This is a genomic window from Massilia sp. Root418, assembly GCF_001425265.1.
In the GTDB taxonomy this organism is placed as follows: domain Bacteria; phylum Pseudomonadota; class Gammaproteobacteria; order Burkholderiales; family Burkholderiaceae_D; genus Rugamonas.
Genome location: NZ_LMEC01000026.1, coordinates 563,900 through 580,364 on the forward strand (window position 1 = coordinate 563,900; position 16,465 = coordinate 580,364).

Annotated in this window: 12 protein-coding genes; 7 read left to right on the forward strand and 5 right to left on the reverse strand. The window is 68.1% G+C overall.

All coding sequences use genetic code 11. From position 1 onward, the window contains the following. Positions 1–24 precede the first annotated feature (24 nt). Positions 25–939: a LysR substrate-binding domain-containing protein gene (locus ASC94_RS31070; RefSeq protein ID WP_056405258.1), complete on the reverse strand. Its 915-nt coding sequence runs from the start codon at positions 937–939 to the stop codon at positions 25–27. 110 nt (positions 940–1,049) lie between these two features. On the opposite strand from ASC94_RS31070, the gene ASC94_RS31075 reads away from it, so the two are divergent. From ASC94_RS31075 to ASC94_RS31085, 3 genes are all read left to right on the forward strand, one after another. Next, a complete protein-coding gene (locus ASC94_RS31075) occupies positions 1,050–1,667 on the forward strand; it encodes an FMN-dependent NADH-azoreductase (RefSeq protein ID WP_056405259.1) in 618 nt (205 codons plus the stop codon). A gap of 55 nt (positions 1,668–1,722) precedes the next feature. Further along, the gene (locus ASC94_RS31080) at positions 1,723–2,304 is read left to right on the forward strand and encodes a gamma-glutamylcyclotransferase (protein ID WP_056405261.1); all 582 of its coding nucleotides are present in this window, start codon (positions 1,723–1,725) and stop codon (positions 2,302–2,304) included. Positions 2,305–2,408: 104 nt separating this feature from the next. Further along, positions 2,409–3,431 carry a diguanylate cyclase domain-containing protein gene (locus ASC94_RS31085; RefSeq protein WP_229417462.1) on the forward strand — a complete coding sequence of 341 codons (1,023 nt, stop codon included), beginning with the start codon at positions 2,409–2,411 and terminating at the stop codon, positions 3,429–3,431. Between the two features lie 10 nt (positions 3,432–3,441). On the opposite strand, the gene ASC94_RS31090 is transcribed toward ASC94_RS31085, so the two are convergent. Next, positions 3,442–4,608, reverse strand: coding sequence for a PA0069 family radical SAM protein (locus ASC94_RS31090; RefSeq protein WP_229417463.1), 1,167 nt, complete (start codon positions 4,606–4,608; stop codon positions 3,442–3,444). A gap of 140 nt (positions 4,609–4,748) precedes the next feature. On the opposite strand from ASC94_RS31090, the gene ASC94_RS32195 reads away from it, so the two are divergent. From ASC94_RS32195 to ASC94_RS31110, 4 genes are all read left to right on the forward strand, one after another. Beyond that, positions 4,749–6,929, forward strand: coding sequence for a methyl-accepting chemotaxis protein (locus tag ASC94_RS32195; protein WP_082616953.1), 2,181 nt, complete (start codon positions 4,749–4,751; stop codon positions 6,927–6,929). A 468-nt stretch (positions 6,930–7,397) separates the two neighbouring features. Further along, on the forward strand, positions 7,398–8,033 hold the full coding sequence (locus tag ASC94_RS31100; protein ID WP_056405264.1) for a DUF2760 domain-containing protein: 636 nt from the start codon (positions 7,398–7,400) through the stop codon (positions 8,031–8,033). Positions 8,034–8,053: 20 nt separating this feature from the next. Beyond that, complete coding sequence (locus tag ASC94_RS31105) at positions 8,054–9,916, forward strand: Hsp70 family protein (RefSeq protein ID WP_056405477.1); 1,863 nt, start codon at positions 8,054–8,056, stop codon at positions 9,914–9,916. Between the two features lie 9 nt (positions 9,917–9,925). Further along, positions 9,926–12,808 carry an Hsp70 family protein gene (locus ASC94_RS31110; protein WP_056405266.1) on the forward strand — a complete coding sequence of 961 codons (2,883 nt, stop codon included), beginning with the start codon at positions 9,926–9,928 and terminating at the stop codon, positions 12,806–12,808. Between the two features lie 34 nt (positions 12,809–12,842). Here the strand turns inward: ASC94_RS31110 and ASC94_RS31115 are convergent, their stop codons facing one another. From ASC94_RS31115 to tssA, 3 genes are all read right to left on the reverse strand, one after another. Next, positions 12,843–13,532 (reverse strand): tRNA-uridine aminocarboxypropyltransferase, encoded by a 690-nt coding sequence (locus ASC94_RS31115; protein ID WP_082616954.1) that lies wholly within the window; start codon positions 13,530–13,532, stop codon positions 12,843–12,845. A gap of 81 nt (positions 13,533–13,613) precedes the next feature. Then, on the reverse strand, positions 13,614–15,242 hold the full coding sequence (locus ASC94_RS31120; protein WP_082616955.1) for a methyl-accepting chemotaxis protein: 1,629 nt from the start codon (positions 15,240–15,242) through the stop codon (positions 13,614–13,616). Between the two features lie 130 nt (positions 15,243–15,372). Continuing rightward, entirely contained in the window at positions 15,373–16,461 is a 1,089-nt protein-coding gene (gene tssA, locus ASC94_RS31125) for a type VI secretion system protein TssA (RefSeq protein ID WP_229417464.1), read from the reverse strand. Positions 16,462–16,465 lie beyond the last annotated feature (4 nt).

The window sequence follows — 16,465 nt, forward strand, 5'->3', positions numbered from 1 at the left end:
AGCAGCAGCTAAGCCAGGCTGCAGCTAGGCCAGGCAGCAATTGCTCTGGTAGCCCAGCACCAGCTCATCCAGCAGGCCGCGCACGGCGGGCACCAGGCCACGCCGCGAGGGGAATACCGCGTGCACCAGGCGGAAAGGGAAATTCAGCTGCGGCAGCACGCGCTCCAGCAAGCCGCTGTCCAGGTCCGCCTGCACTTGCGCCTGCGGCAGCTGGGCCACGCCCAGGCCATCGATAGCGGCCAGCTTGAGGGTGGGCATGTCGTCCGTCACCATGCGCGGCGTGTGCGTCACGCTGACGCCGGCGCCGGCCACGTTGACGAAGTTCCACACGAATTTGTCGCCCGGGCGCGCCATGGCCAGGGTGGGGATAGCGGCCAGGCCGGCCGCGTCCACCGGGCGCGGCAGCTGCTCGAACAGGCGCGGGCTGGCCACCAGGATGGGTTCGGAGCGCGCCAGCACGCGCACGGCGAGGTCGCTATCGTCCAGCGGCGGGGTGCGAACGCGCAGCGCAATGTCGATGCCCTCCTCGATCACGTCGACGCGGCGGTTGGTGGCGTCAATGGCGATGCGCACCAGCGGATTGGCGGCGAGATAGTTGGCAACAATGCAGCCGACCCCGTTTTGCAGCAGGGCCAGCGGCACGCTCAGGCGCACCAGGCCCTGGGGCGTGGAACGGGTGCGTTCGATGGCGTCACGCGCGGCTTGCGCCTCGGCCACGATGGCGGCGCAATGGCGGTAAAAGGTCTGCCCCGCCTCTGTGACGGAAATACGACGCGTGGTGCGGTTCAGCAGGCGCACGCCAAGATCTTTTTCCAGGGCAACTATATGCCTGCTGAGCCTGGACACCTGCATGCCAAGCGCGGCAGCCGCCGCGCTGTAACCGCCATGTTCGACAACTTTAGCGAAAAGATACATGTCGTTGAGGTTATCCGCTGCCATTTCATCATCCAATTATTCTAAATCTGCAAAAGTGATTTGCATTATCCCCTCTTCCGCGATGATTGTTGCAGGTATACCCTGCCGGCATCCGTTTATTTATTGCGACCATCATGAATATCTTGCACATCGATTCAGCTTGCCTCGGCGATAACTCGGCGTCGCGCCAGCTGAGCGCGGCCGCGGTCGAGGCCCTGTGCGCGGACAGCGCGCAGGCCCGCGTGGTCTACCGCGACTTGTCAGCCGCGCCGCTGTCGCACGTGAACGGGCCGCTGATGCAAGTGATGCGCTCGGAATGGGACGCGGCGCTGCCGATGAATGCCGAGCTGAGCGCCGAAGCGCTGCTGACCGAGTCGCTGCTGGCCGAGTTCATGGCGGCCGACGTGCTGGTGCTGGGTGCGCCCATGTTCAACCTGTCCGTGCCATCGACACTGAAAGCCTGGCTGGACCGCGTGCTGCTGCAGGGCCGCACCTTCACTTTGGGGCCGGACGGCAATACCGTGGGGCTGGCCGCCGGCAAGCGCGTGGTGCTGGTATCCACCCGCGGCGGCCAGCCGCACGAGATGCTGGCCGATCACCAGGAGTCCTACCTGAAGGCGGTGTTTGCCATCATGGGCGTGGAACAGGTGGACGTGGTGCGGGCCGAAGGCATCGCGCTGGGCGCGGAACTGCGCGCACAAGCCATCCAGGGCGCGCTGCGGCAGGCGGCAGGCCTGCGCGCAACACGCTGAGCCCTGATTGCGCTGCGGGGCTGTGGCGGGCCCCGCCGTTCGCTATAATTTGCCCATGCCAGCCAACACTATCGAAATCAACCGGCAGATGGACAAGTTCGCCGGGCACCACAGCGTGTGGGTGTTCGGCTATGGCTCGCTGATCTACAAGGCGGATTTTCCCTATCTGCAACGGCGGCCCGCCAATATCGCGGGCTGGTCGCGCCGCTTCTGGCAGGGCTCGCACGACCATCGCGGCACGCCCGCCGCGCCGGGCAGGGTGGTCACCATCATCCCCGACCCGAATGCCGTCTGCCACGGCATGGCCTACCTGATCACGCCGGCCGTGTTCGAGCACCTGGACTACCGCGAAAAGAACGGCTACCTGCGGGTGGCCGTGAACATGGCGTTCGACGACCTGGCCGCAGAGACTGCCGAAGGCGTGGTGTACGTGGCGCGCGAGGACAACGAGGCCTTCCTGGGCGAGGCCAGCGAGGAGGAAATCGCCCGCCATATCGCGCGCTCCGCCGGCCCCAGCGGTCCCAACAGCGACTACCTGACCCACCTTGCCATCGCCCTGCGCGAACTCGGCAAGCACGATGACCACGTGTTCGCCATCGAGCAATATCTGCTGGAACTGATCGCCAGCGGCAAATAAGCACGCCGTCCACGCGGGCAGCGTGAGAATGTGCGTATTTTTTGATGTGGACAAACTGCTATTCTCACGCTACCGGCCGTGCGCGGTCACTTGAGGGCGCAGAGATGAGACTACCTCCCCCCACCTGCCACATTCCGCAACTCCGCGTCCACGAGCTGGTCGAAGCAATGCAGTGCATGCCCGTGGGCGTGACCATCATCGACAGCGCCCTGACCATGCGTTTCTGGAACGACGCCTTCTGCCAGCTGCTGAGTTTCACGGCGGACATCATGCGTCCCGGCGTCACGCTGCCGGAGCTGTTCTACTTCAACGCCCGGCGCGGCGAGTTCGGCCCCGGCGATCCGGAGGTGCAGGTGGAGGAACGCATCCAGCTCAGCAAGCAGTTCCAGCCCCATCACTTCGTCCGTATCCGCCCGGATGGCACGGTGCTCGACATTACCGGCCGCGTGATCCAGGGCGAGGACGGCGAAGCCCAGGGCTTCATCACCATCTACCAGGACGTGACGCTGGAACACCGGCACGAGCAGCGCCTGCTGGCCGCCAACCGCGAGCTGCAGCTCGCCTACGATGAACTGAAGCGGGCGCAAATCGGGTACGCGGAGATGGAAGAGGACAGGCGGCGCTACTACCAGCTGGCCGCGCGCGATTCCCTGACCGGCCTGTTCACCCGCTATTACATGGAAGACGCGGCAGCGCGCATGATAGAACTGCACGAGCGCGAAGCCTCGGAACGCCTGGCCTTGCTCATTTTCGACGTGGACCATTTCAAATCCATCAACGACGCCTGTGGCCATCTTAGCGGCGATACCGTGCTGCGCCGCGTGGGCCACCTGCTGGGCCAGCTGTCGCGCCGGGCCGACGTCGCGGTGCGCTACGGCGGCGACGAATTCGCCATCTTCCAGTCCGGCGTCAGCGACGACGACTGCCTGGCGTTCGCGGACCGCTTCCGCATTGCCGTGCGCGAGCTGCGCTTCGATGGCAAGCTGGCCGGCCGCCAGCTCACCATCAGCGCCGGGGTTGCCGAGCACCGCGTCGGCGAAACCATGAACGACCTGATTGCGCGGGCCGACGCGGCACTGTACGTAGCCAAGCGCGCCGGCCGCGACTGCGTGCGCAAAGCGCAGTAGCCGTCCCCTTTCAGAACAAATCCATCTGCCCCGCTGCCGCAGCAGCCCTGGCCTTGGCGCCTTGCGCGGGCACACTCAACGGACGCTTGAACTGGCTGGCGTCGAGCTGGCTGAAGCGGCTGCCGCGCTTTTCCATGCCGAAGCGGCGGATGGCTTTCTCCGCCCGCTGGCGTATCAGGTCGGCCCATACGCCCTCGCCCTTCATGCGCTTGCCGAAGTCGCTGTCGTAATCCTTGCCGCCGCGCATATCGCGCACCCGGTTCATCACGCGCTGGGCACGGTCCGGAAAGTGCGCCTCCAGCCATTGCTGGAACAAGGGACTCACTTCCCATGGCAGGCGCAGCACGATGTAGTTGGCGTGCATGGCGCCAGCCTCGAAGGCAGCCTCCATCACACGCTCCAGGTCCGGCTCGGTAACGAAGGGAATCACGGGCGCGATGCTCACGCCCACCGGGATGCCGGCCTCCGCCAGCATGCGGATGGTGCGCAGGCGCCGCGCCGGGGCCGCCGCGCGCGGCTCCAGGGTGCGCGCGATGGCCGGGTCCAGCGTGGTGATGGTGACGGCGGCCGAGGCCTGGCCCTTGGCCGCCATGGCGGCCAGCAGGTCGATGTCGCGCTCGATCAGGGCGGACTTGGTGATCAGCCCCACCGGGTGCTCGCATTCGTGCAGCACTTCCAGCACCCGCCGCGTGATGCGCAGGCTGCGTTCGCAGGGCTGGTAGGCGTCCGTGTTCACGCCCAGCGCGATCGGCTCCGGCACATAGGACGGCCGCGCCAGCTCCTGCCGCAGCAGCTCGGGCGCGTTGACCTTGGCAAATATCCTGCTCTCGAAATCCATGCCGGGCGACAGGCCCAGATAGCTGTGCGAAGGCCGCGCGAAGCAGTAGATGCAGCCGTGCTCGCAGCCCCGGTAGGGGTTGAGCGACACATTGAATGGGATGTCCGGCGAACTGTTGCGCGTGAGGATGGACTTGGCCACCTCGTCCGCGACGTGGGTCTTCCAGACGCGCGCGCCATCTTCTCCGTCCTCGTCCTCCCGTTCCCAGCCGTCATCGAACTGGTCGCGTCCGTGCACCTCGTAGCGCCCTTGCAGGTTGCTGACCGCGCCGCGCCCCTTCTGCGCGCGCAGCGGGACCGGCGGCAACATCACCTGCCCTTCAAAATCGTCCTCGTCCATAGCCACCCCATTACTGTACGCATATACAGTATTCTATGCCGCGTGGCGCGTCTTAGCAACAGTGATTATTGGAGAGATTTGGCCGCGAAGCGACAGCGCATAATCACCGAGGTCACTCGATAATCCGCCAGGGAATTCTCATGCTGAAAAACCTGAAGATCGCTACCCGCCTGGGTCTAGGCTTTGGCAGCGTCGTATTGCTGCTGCTCATTTTGTCCGTCATCAGTGTCCAGCGCCTGGGCACCATCAACGAAAGCACACGCGTCATTTACGAGGAGCACTACCAGAAGGTTGTACTGATCAACGAAGTGATCAAAAACAGCATGGACAATGCGCGCCAGATGCGCAACATCCTGCTCGCCACCAGCGACACCGAGGCCGAGAAATACCGGCGCATGATCGATGCCAACCGCAACGAAATGACCGAGGGCCTGGGCAAGGTGCAGAAACTGCTGAGCACGGAGGCCGGCCGGCAGATGTACAAGAACATCGTCGACAAGCGCGAACTGGTGGTGGTCAAGTACGAGCCCTTTTACGCGCTGGTGAAGTCGGACCGCAAGGCGGCGGTGGAATTCCTGAAGAACGATTTCGTGCCCGCCAACGACCAGTTCTGGGCCGCGCTGGAAGCGCTGGCCAAATCGCAGGGCGACCTGATGGACAAGGCCGCCGGCGATGCCGCCGCCACCTACGAGTCCACCCGCATGCTGGTGATCGGCATGGCGGCAGTCGCCATCGTGCTGGCGGTAGGCATTGCCGCCTGGATCACGCTCAGCATTGTGCGGCCGATCCGGCAAGCGGTGCAGGTGGCCGAACGGCTGGAAGCGGGCGACTTGTCGATTGAAATCAACGACACCTCCAGGGACGAGACCGGCCAGCTGCTGCGCGCCATGCGCAACCTGGTGGCCAAGCTGAACCAGGTGATCTCGGGCCAGAAGCGCGCCGTGGAAGCGGCCAACCGGGGCAATTTCGACAGCCGCATCGACCTGAACGGCCTGCAAGGCTTCCAGAAAGACCTGGGCGAAGGCTTGAACCAGCTCATGACCACCACCGGCGCCAGCATTGACGACGTGGTGCGCGTGATGGGCGCGCTGTCCGAAGGCGACCTGAGCAAGACCATCACCAAGCCCTACGAGGGCGCGTTCGACGAACTGAAGCGCTACGCCAACAACACGGTGGAAAAGCTGAGCCTGGTGATCGAAGGCCAGCAGCGCGTGGTGGCTGCCGCCAACCGGGGCGACTTCCAGGCCCGCGTGGAACTGGCAGGGCTGCAAGGCTTCCAGAAGGAACTGGGCGAAGGCTTGAACCGGCTGATGGTGACTACCGGCGCCAGCATCGCGGACGTGGTGCGCGTGATGGGGGCGCTGGCCGACGGCGACCTGAGCAAGACCATCGACAAGCAGTACGAGGGCAGCTTCGCCGAGCTGAAGGAGTACGCCAACAACACCATGGCCAAGCTGCTGCAGGTGGTCACGGAAGTCAATTCCGGCGCCCAGTCGCTGGCCAGCGCGTCCGAGGAAGTGAGCGCCACGGCGCAGGCACTGTCGCAGGCGTCCAGCGAGCAGGCCGCCAGCGTGGAGGAAACCAGCGCCTCGATCGAGCAGATGACCTCCTCCATTGCGCAGAACACCGACAACGCCAAGGCCACCGACGGCATGGCCGCCAAGGCCTCGCAGGAGGCCACCGAAGGCGGCGCAGCGGTGGACGCCACGGTGGCGGCCATGAAGCAGATCGCACGCAAGATCGGCATCATTGACGACATTGCTTACCAGACCAATCTGCTGGCGCTGAACGCGGCCATCGAGGCGGCGCGGGCCGGCGAGCACGGCAAGGGCTTTGCCGTGGTGGCGGCCGAGGTGCGCAAGCTGGCCGAACGCAGCCAGGTGGCGGCGCAGGAGATCGGCGAGGTGGCCACCAGCAGCGTGGAGCTGGCCGAGCGGGCCGGCATCCTGCTGGAGCAGATGGTGCCCAACATCAAGAAAACCTCGGGACTGGTGCAGGAGATTGCCGCCGCGTCCGAAGAGCAGTCGGCCGGGGTGGCGCAGATCAACTCGGCAGTCAACCAGCTCAGCCAGACCACCCAGCAGAACGCCTCCAGCTCGGAAGAGCTGGCCGCCACCGCCGAGGAGATGAGCAGCCAGGCCGAGCAGCTGCAGCAGACCATGGGCTTCTTCAAGGTGAACGCCGCGCCGCAGCGGCGCCAGGGGCAGCCGGTGCCGCTGCGCAAGGTGGCCGCCGCCAAGGTGATGCGCAACCGCGACGTGTACGCGGCCCCGGCCCACGCCGCCGAGGAAATGGACGAATCGGAGTTCGTCCGCTTCTGAGCCTTCCGGGGCGGGCCGAACGCGGGGGCTGCGCCAGGGCGCCGCAGCGGTCCGGCACCAGCCTGCCGCGCACCGCCGCAACGCAACCGCCCCCTGGCAAGCCGGCCGGGCTCGGAGCAGCCGGCCGAGTCCAGGGCAACCGGCCGAGCCCAGGGCAAGCGGCGAAGACTAGCGCGGCCGGCCGAGACTGGGCAGCTGGCCGCGCACAAGGCAGCCGGTCGGGCCGCTGCCCTGCCCGGCCGGACACTCCCGCGGACCGGATCGGGGTTTGCCTGGTGCCGCCCTGCCGCCTCCCAGCGGGGCGGAACTTCGCTGCCGGGCCGCTAGCTGGTATCATGCGCACTGTCCCAGGTGCCGTGCGCCCGGCGCCGACGCGCCGCGCACGCTCACCGATGTCACCAACACCGCCAGCCCTTGGCCGCGCTCCCTGCCGCGGCGGGCTGCTTTTTGACCCGAATCGACCACATCATGACCAATACGAACAACAACCTGCCTTCGCTCGGGGCCCGCATCGCGCTGGCCTTCGGCACGTTCTTCCGCACGCTGTCGGACCCGCAATTCGCCGCGCGCCTGCAGCGCATCAACCAGCGCGTGGCGGGCGCCAGCGCCGGCGCACCGGCCGCTGCCCCCACGGCAGCGCCAACCGCGGCACCTACTCAAGCACCTACGCAGGCCCCGACCGCCGCACCAACCGCCCCGCCCGCCCCCGTGATACTGCGCGAAGCCACGCCGGACGCGGCCCTGCAGCTGCTTAGCCTACTGCAGCGCGAAGCGCGCCTGATCGACTTCACCCAGGAAAACCTGAGCGCCTATGCCGACGCCGACATCGGCGCCGCCGCGCGCGTGGTGCACGAAGGCTGCGCCAAGGTGCTGCGCGAGCACTTCACCATCGAACCTGTGCGCGCAGAAGCGGAAGGCACGCGCATCACGCTGGACGAAGGCTTCGACGCGGCCGCCGTACGCCTGACCGGCAATGTGGTGGGCAAAGCCCCGTTCAAAGGCAGCCTTAGCCACCGCGGCTGGCGCGCCACCAGCGTGCGGCTGCCGAAACTGGCCGAAGCGCACGACGCCGAGGTACTGGCCCCTGCGGAGGTGGAACTGTGAGCGCAGACCTGAACACCCCTGTGAACGAGCCGCGCTACGCCATCGGCATCGACCTTGGCACCACCCACAGCGCGCTGTCCTATGTGGATCTGCAAGCGAGCGACGGCGAGAAGACCGCGCAATCCGTGCTCGGCGTGCCGCAGCTGACCGCGCCCGGCACCGTGGAAGAACTGCCGCTGCTGCCGTCCTTCCTGTACCTGCCGCATCCGGACGAAATGGCCCCGGGCCAGCTGTCGCTGCCATGGCAGGCCGACGGCGCCGGCGACGTGCCCACCGCCGTGGCGGGCGAGATGGCGCGCAGCCGCGGCGCCACCACGCCTATCCGCCTGGTGTCCAGCGCCAAGAGCTGGCTGTGCCACGCCGGCGTGGACCGCCGCGCCGCCATCCTGCCGAACGACGCGCCGGAAGAAGTGACGCGCGTCTCGCCGCTGGAAGCCTCCACCCGCTACCTGTCGCACCTGCGCCAGGCGTGGGACGCGGCGCACCCGGACGCGCCGTTTACGCAGCAAGCCGTCACCGTCACCATTCCCGCCTCGTTCGACCCGGGCGCGCGCGAACTGACCGCCGATGCCGCCAGGGCCGCAGGCTATGAAACCCTGACCCTGCTGGAAGAGCCGCAAGCGGCGCTGTACAGCTGGATCCAGGGCAGCGAAGGCCGGTGGCGCAAGGAAGTCAAGCCCGGCGACATCATCCTGGTGGTGGACGTGGGCGGCGGCACCAGCGACTTTTCGCTGATCGCCGTGCTGGAGCGCGACGGCGTGCTGGAACCGCACCGCGTGGCGGTGGGCGACCACATCCTGCTGGGCGGCGACAATATGGACCTGGCCCTGGCGCACCTGGTGGCGCGCAAGCTGGCCGCCAATGGCACGCAGCTGGATGCATGGCAGCTGCGCGCGCTCACCTACGGCTGCCGCGCCGCCAAGGAAGCCCTGCTGGCCGACGCCAGCGTGGAGAGCTGGCCCATCGTAGTGCCGAGCCGCGGCTCGAAACTGATCGGCGGCTCGATCCGCACCGAACTGACACGCGCCGAAGTAACCACCTTCATCCTGGACGGCTTCTTCCCGCAAGTGGAAGCGTCGGCCCGCCCTGCCGTGCGTCCCCGCGCCGGCCTGACGCAGCTTGGCTTGCCGTATGCGCAGGACGCGGCCGTCACGCGCCACCTGGCGTCCTTCCTGGCGCGCCAGCTGGGCGCCACCAGCGAGCTGCAAGGCTATGAGGGCAAGCAGAACGCCGATGCCACCTTCCTGCATCCGACCGCCGTGCTGTTCAACGGCGGCGTGTTCAAGTCCGAACTGCTGGCCAAGCGCGTGATGGACACCATCAACGACTGGCTGTACCTGGAAGGCGCGGAAGCTGCGCGCATGCTGGGCGGCGCGGACCTGGACCTGGCGGTGGCGCGCGGCGCCGCCTACTACAGCTACGTGCGGCGCGGCAGCGGCGTGCGCATTCGCGGCGGCACCGCGCGTTCCTACTACGTGGCGGTGGAATCGTCGATGCCGGCCATCCCCGGGATGGAACCGCCGATCCAGGCGCTGTGCGTGGCGCCGTTCGGCATGGAGGAAGGCAGCGAGATGGAACTGCCGGGCCAGGAGTTCGGCCTGGTGGTCGGCGAGCCGGTGGACTTCCGCTTCTTCGGCTCGTCCACCCGCCGCCAGGACCAGATCGGCGACATGCTGGACTTCTGGGGCCCGGAGGAACTGCAGGAGCTGAACGCGATCCAGATGACGCTGTCGCCGGAAGGCCGCCAGCCTGGCGACGTGGTGCAGGTGCGCCTGCACGCGCAGGCCACCGAATCGGGCACGCTGGAACTGCTGGCTGTCGCCAACGACAACCACCAGCGCTGGAAGGTGGAGTTCGACGTCCGCGCAGCCGGCGCCGAGTAACGCCAGCGCATGAAGCAATACCTCGTCAGCATCGACCTTGGCACCACCAACACGGTGCTGGCTTACTGCGAGCCCGACTCGGACGACGTTAAGCTGTTCGACATCGACCAGCTGGTGGCGCCGGGCGAAGTGGGCACGGCGGCCTTGCTGCCGTCGCTGCGCTACCATCCGGCCGAGGGTGAACTGGCGGCGGGCGAACTGCAGCTGCCGTGGCGCGAGCCGGACGTGGCGGGTGTACCCGAAGTGGCCGGCGGACGCCTGGCGCGCCAGCTCGGCGCGCAGGTGCCGGGACGGCTGGTGGCCAGCGCCAAGAGCTGGCTGTCGCATCCCAATGTGGACCGCATGGCCGCGATACTGCCGTGGGGCGCGGAGGCCGACGTGGCCAAAGTGTCTCCGGTGGCGGCCAGCGCCGGCTACCTTGCGCACTTGCGCGCCGCGTGGAACCAGCGCTTCCCCAAGCATCCACTGGAACAGCAGCAGATCGTGCTGACGATACCGGCTTCCTTCGACGAGGGTGCCCGCGCGCTCACGCTGGAGGCGGCGCGCATGGCGGGCCTGCCCAAGCTACGGCTGCTGGAGGAACCGCAAGCGGCGTTCTACGACTGGCTGTACCGCCACCGCGCCACCCTGGCGCAGGACCTGTCGCAAACGCGGCTGGTGCTGGTGTGCGACGTGGGCGGCGGCACCACGGACTTCAGCCTGATCAAGGTGGAACTGCCGGCAGGCGGCGGCGATCCGCTGCTCACGCGCATCGGCGTGGGCAACCACCTGATCCTCGGCGGCGACAATATGGACCTGGCGCTGGCGCGGCTGGTGGAAGCCCGCCTGGCGGGCGGCGACACCGGCGGCGGCAGCGGCGGCACGCCTGCTGTGCGCCTGTCCGCAGCGCGCATGGCGCAGCTCACGGAGCGCTGCCGCGCCGCCAAGGAACAGCTTCTGGCGGCCGATGCGCCGGACAGCGTGGCCGTCACCATGCTGGGGGCTGGCTCAAAGCTGATCGGCGGCTCGCGTTCGGTGGAGCTCACGCGCGAAGAAGTTGAACGCATGGTGGTGGACGGCTTCTTCCCCATGGGCGAGGCGCACGAGGAAGCCAGGCGCACGCGCGGCGGCATCGTGGAGTTCGGCCTGCCGTATGCGAGCGACGCCGCTATCACGCGCCACTTGTCGAGCTTCCTGCACCAGCACGCGGCCGCCGCGCTCGATGCGCTGGGCGCGGGCGCCGGGCAGGACGCGCTGCCGGTGCCGGACACGCTGTTGCTGAACGGCGGCGTGTTCCGCGCCGACGCGCTGGCCAGGCGCCTGGCGGACACGCTGTCCGCCTGGCGCGGCGTGCCGGTGCAAGTGCTGCACAACGAAAATCCCGACGTGGCGGTGGCGCGCGGCGGTGTGGCTTACGCCATCGGCAAACAAGGCCGCGCGCCCACCATCGGCGGCGGCTCCCCGCGCTCCTACTTCCTGCTGCTTGACGGCGACAGCGGCGAACGCGGCGAAGGCCGGGAAAGTGGGCGCCGCGCCGTCTGCATCCTGCCGCGCGGCGCCGAAACGGGCAGCGAGATCCGCCTTGCGGAACGCACCTTCGCACTGCGCCTGGGCCGCCCCGTGCGCTTCCACATCGTCTCCTCCACCGCCGATGCGGGCGCCCCGCCGCGCGCGGGCGAACTGGTGGACCTCGCCCCCTCATCCTTCGTGCGCCTGCCGCCCGTCGCCACCGTGCTGCGCGACAGCGGCGACGCGGCCGCCCTCAAGGAAATCCCGGTGCAGCTGGCGGCCTCGCTGAGCGAAGTGGGCACGCTGGAAGTGCACTGCGTGGCCAACGAGAGCGGCAAGCCGCAGCGCTGGCTGCTCGAATTCCAGCTACGCGGCCAGGGTGCGCCCGCCTCCGGCGACAGCGCCGACGACATCGCGCTGCCGCCCCGCTACAAGGACGCGCTGGACAAAATCGACCGCATTTTCGGCAGCCGCGCGCAGCAGGTGGACAGCAAGGAAGTGCGCCAGCTCGGCCGACAGCTGGACCATCTGCTCGGCGCGCGCGAGTCCTGGCCGACGCCGCTGCTGCGCCACCTGTTCGACGCCCTGCTGCAGCGCGCCAAGGGCCGCCGCCGCTCGGCCGAACACGAACGCGCCTGGCTCAACCTGGCCGGCTACTGCCTGCGCCCCGGCTTCAGCCACGCACTGGACGAATGGCGCATCGAACAACTGTGGGCCATGTTCGACAGCGGCCTGCAGTACCACAAGGACAGCCAGGCCTGCTCGGAGTGGTGGACCTTGTGGCGCCGCGTGTCCGGCGGCCTGGACGCCACGCAGCAGCTGCGCCTGCTGGACGATTTCGCCTTCAACCTGCAGGCCGACGAGCAGGAACGCGGCCGCCGTCCCGTCACATTGGTGAACGGCAGCGAGGAAGACATGCTGCGCGTTGGCGCGTCGCTGGAACGGATACCGTCGGCCTACAAGGGCGAGATCGGCGAATGGCTGCTGGGCCAGGTGCAGGAACTCGCCGGCGCCGCCACGGCCAAGGCGGACAAGGCCGAGGCAGCGCTGGGCCGCTTCCTGTGGGCGCTGGGGCGCGTCGGTTCGCGCCAGCCCTTCCACGGCAGCGCGCACGACGTGGCGCCGGTGGCGGCGGTGGAACAGTGGCTAGCGGTGCTGCTCACGCTGGACTGGAAAAAAGTGGAACCGGCGGGCTTCGCCGCCGCCCACCTGGCGCGCATGACCGGCGACCGCACGCGCGACATCAATGAAGACCTGCGCGCGCAAGTCCTGCAGCGCATGGAAGCGTCCCGCGCGCCCGCTGCCTGGAGCGCCATGGTGCGCGACGTGGTGCAGCTCGATCAGGCGATGGAAAAACGCATGCTGGGCGAGGCGCTGCCGCCGGGGCTCAAGCTGCTCAGCTAAGACTGCTCAGCTAAGACTACTCCGCTAAGACTGCTCAGCCAGGGCTGCCCAGCCATGGCTGATCTTGTGTGTCGCCAGGGCTTCCCAGGTCCGCCGCCAGCGCGGCGCGTCTCGCGTGGGCCTGGCCCTGCTGCTGCGCCACGAAGCCGTCGAAGGCCGTGATCAGCGGCGCAAACTTCTTCTCATCGTCTTCCAGCTGGGCCAGCGCATACGCGGTGGCTTCCAGCGTGGACAGCTGGTCCGGCGCATGTGCCTTGCGGATCAGGTAGTGCGAGGCCGGCATGCTGCGCAGCGGCAGGCGTGGCAGGCGCTGCAAGGCCGGGTTCAGGTAGAGCATCTTGCGGCTCTTGCGCCAGGTGGCGTCCAGCACCACCAGCCGCAGCGCGGACGGGTCGCCGGCCCAGGCGGGATCGAACGGCGGTGCGGGCGCGGTGCCCATGGAGGCGTCGCCCGGCGTGTCCGGGTACAGCAGCAGCGAACGGCGGGGCCCGGCCAGCAAGGCGTCCAGCCGCGCCGGGTCGAAGCACTCCCCGGATTCCAGGCGGCTGCCCGGCAGGCACAGATGCAGCAGGCGCGCACTATTCTTGGCGTTGGCTACTTCCATGGGATGCTGGAGTATCAGCACTTCGGCCACGGCGGAAACCGGCGCGGCCCAGCGGCAGATGCAGGTCGACTGCGGCCGCAGGCAGGCGGCGCACATGGGGCGTTTGTTTGGTGGAGACATGCGAGATTGTAGCCGCAGCGGAGGCCAGCGCGCCAGCCGCCGGGCCAGGCGTGCCAGGGCACCGCCAGGTGAGGAGGGCCGCTAGGTGAGGCGCGCCAGCTCGCGTGCCGCCACCGGGCGGCGCCCGGGCCGGCCCGCCGGCGCCGCGCCGGGCAAGTCCCGCATCTGCAGTTCCGACAGCTTGAACACGCTGACCGACTGCGCCAGTTGCGCCGACTGTTCCTGCATGGCCGCTGCCGCAGCGGCGGCCTGCTCCACCAGGGCCGCGTTCTGCTGCGTCACCTGGTCCATTTGCGTGATGGCGAAGTTCACCTGTTCGATGCCGATGCGCTGCTCTTCGCTCGCATCCGCGATCTCGGTCATGATGCCTGACACTTTGGCAATGCTGGCCACGATGTCGCCCATGGTGCGGCCGGCCTTGTCCACCAGGCCGGTGCCCGCCTCCACCTGGTGCACGGACGTATCGATCAGCTGCTTGATCTCCTTGGCCGCCGAGGCGGAACGCTGCGCCAGCGTGCGTACTTCAGACGCCACCACTGCGAAGCCCCTGCCCTGCTCTCCCGCCCGCGCGGCTTCCACGGCGGCGTTCAGCGCCAGGATATTGGTCTGGAAAGCGATGCCGTCGATGACGCTGATGATGTCCACGATCTTGCGCGAGGAGTCGTTGATCGACCCCATGGTCGCTACCACCTCCGACACCACCACGCCGCCATGGCTGGCGATCTCGGACGCGTTCACCGCCAGCTGGCAAGCCTGGCGCGCATTCTCCGCATTGACCTTGACTGTGGCCGTCAGCTGCTCCATCGACGACGCGGTTTCCTCCAGCGAGCTGGCCTGCTCCTCGGTGCGCGCCGACAGGTCCATATTGCCGGCGGCGATCTCGCTGGATGCCTCGGCCATGTTGTCGGTGCCGCCCCGCACCTGGCCGACGATGTTGACCAGGTTGGAGTTCATGTTCTTCAACGCGTGCATCAGCTGCCCGGTCTCGTCCTGGGAATTGACGACGATCTCGCTGGTCAGGTCGCCCGAGGACACCGACTCGGCCACCTTCACCGCCTCGCTGATGGGCCGCGTGATGGTGTGCGTGATGTACCAGGCGAAGCCCACGCCCAGCGCCACGGCGGCCACGCCCAGCATGATGAGCATGTTGCGGCCGCTCTCGTAGCCCTGCTGGATTTTCGCGGCCATCTCGTCAAGCTGGCGCTTCTGGGTGTCGGCCAGCGTTTGCAGCGCGGCCAGGTAGACGACGCGGTTGCCTTCCATGTCTTTTTCGAAGATGCGCTTGCCGGTCTCCAGGTCGCCGTCCGCCTTGGCCTTGAACACCGTCTTGCGCGCGTCCACGTAGGCCTTGCGCGCCGCGAGGATGGCCGCGTGCTGGGCCTTGCCTTCCGGGTCCTGCAGGATGGTGCCGAGGGCGTCCTGCAGTTCGGTGGCGCGGCCCGAAGCCTGCGCCATCTGCTGCTCGAAGCCTTTCTGGTCGGCCGCGTCCTGCACCTTCCAGGCGGCCGTGGTGCGGGCGGCGTTCACCTCCACCACCTTCTGCCACTCGGCCACCATGCGCTCCACCCGCACGTGGTCGCGCAGCAGCGCGTCGGTCATGGCGCTGGCCTGCTGCATGCGCACGATGCCCACCAGGGTCAAGGCCGTCAGCAGCAACAGCACCACGGTGAAAGCCAAACCCAGTCTGACCCCAATCTTCAGATTCTTCATCCCAGTCTCCTCGTGCCGAGTTTTTTCATGCATTTTTTACCAGTCTGAGCGCATTTCCGTTGAAACGCAACAATTGTCTGGAGGAAATTTCGAGGCATTGCCCAGGACGAATATAGCAACAATCGGCAAATCAGGGCGCAGGGGGAACCATGCCCAGTAGTTCATCCATCTGGGCGATGGCGCCGGGCTCCTTCAGCACGGCGCGCAGCCACAGGTGCAGCGGCAGTTCGCCCCAGCCGGCCGCCTTCTCGGCCAGGTAGGCGACCGGGCTGTGGGGTTCGGTCCGGCGGAAGAATTCCGCCACCTGCCGCAGCTGGGTCAGTGCCTGCGCGCGGTTCTGCGGCGCGCCGCCCGCGACCCGGCGCGCGGCCCCGCCGCCCGGAACGGCCTCCCCGTCCTGCGCGGCATCGCCGGCGCTGGCCTCATAGTCGGCGTCCGCGTCGGCGCCCTGCGTCGCCAGCGGCTCGATGAAATCGATGGCATTGAGCAGCGCCTCGCGCGCCGCGCCGAAAGCCGGCCCGTCCGCGCCCAGTTGCGCGTCCACTGCGCGCTCGAACTCCTGCAGGGAAGCGAGGCAGTAGCGTGCGTCCGCCAGCAGGCCGTCGTTGAATTGCGGCGAGTTGCGGCGGCGCTCCGCGTCCAGTTCCGCCAGCCCCGGCCCCTCCGGCGCCACCGGCGCCTGCGTGCCCCAGCCTGCGTTCTCCGCAGCGGCGGCGCTGGCCGCGTTCAGGCGCTGACGCGCCGCGTCGAAACTGGCCATGGACACGGCACCGGTTTCAGTCACCGCGATCTCCTTCACCAGCTGCGGCGCGCGGCTCAGCAGCCAGTACAGATTGCCCACCCGCTGCTCGGTGTCGCCATCCTCGATGGCGGGGTGAAGGCTGTCCCAGTAGCGCGCGCACAGGCCGGCCAGCAGCGCGTAGCCGTCGCCCAGGCCGCGGAAACCGCGCGTGCGCGCGTGCGCCTCCGCCAGCCAGACGGCCAGCCGCAAGTCCTTGCTGCGCGATCCGATCAGCGCCGCGCAGCGCGCCGCGACGAATGGCCAGTCGGCCTCCTTCAGCGCCGTCACCCACGCGCCCTGGTCCAGGGTGGGGTCGTCCGCCAGCCGCGCGCGGACGATTTCGTCCACTTCGCTGCTGAAGGAAATGTCTTCGCCGCAGGCTTGTGCGGCGCTGATCGGCTGCAGCAGCTGCGCCAGGTTGAACACAGGCATGGTCATGGCT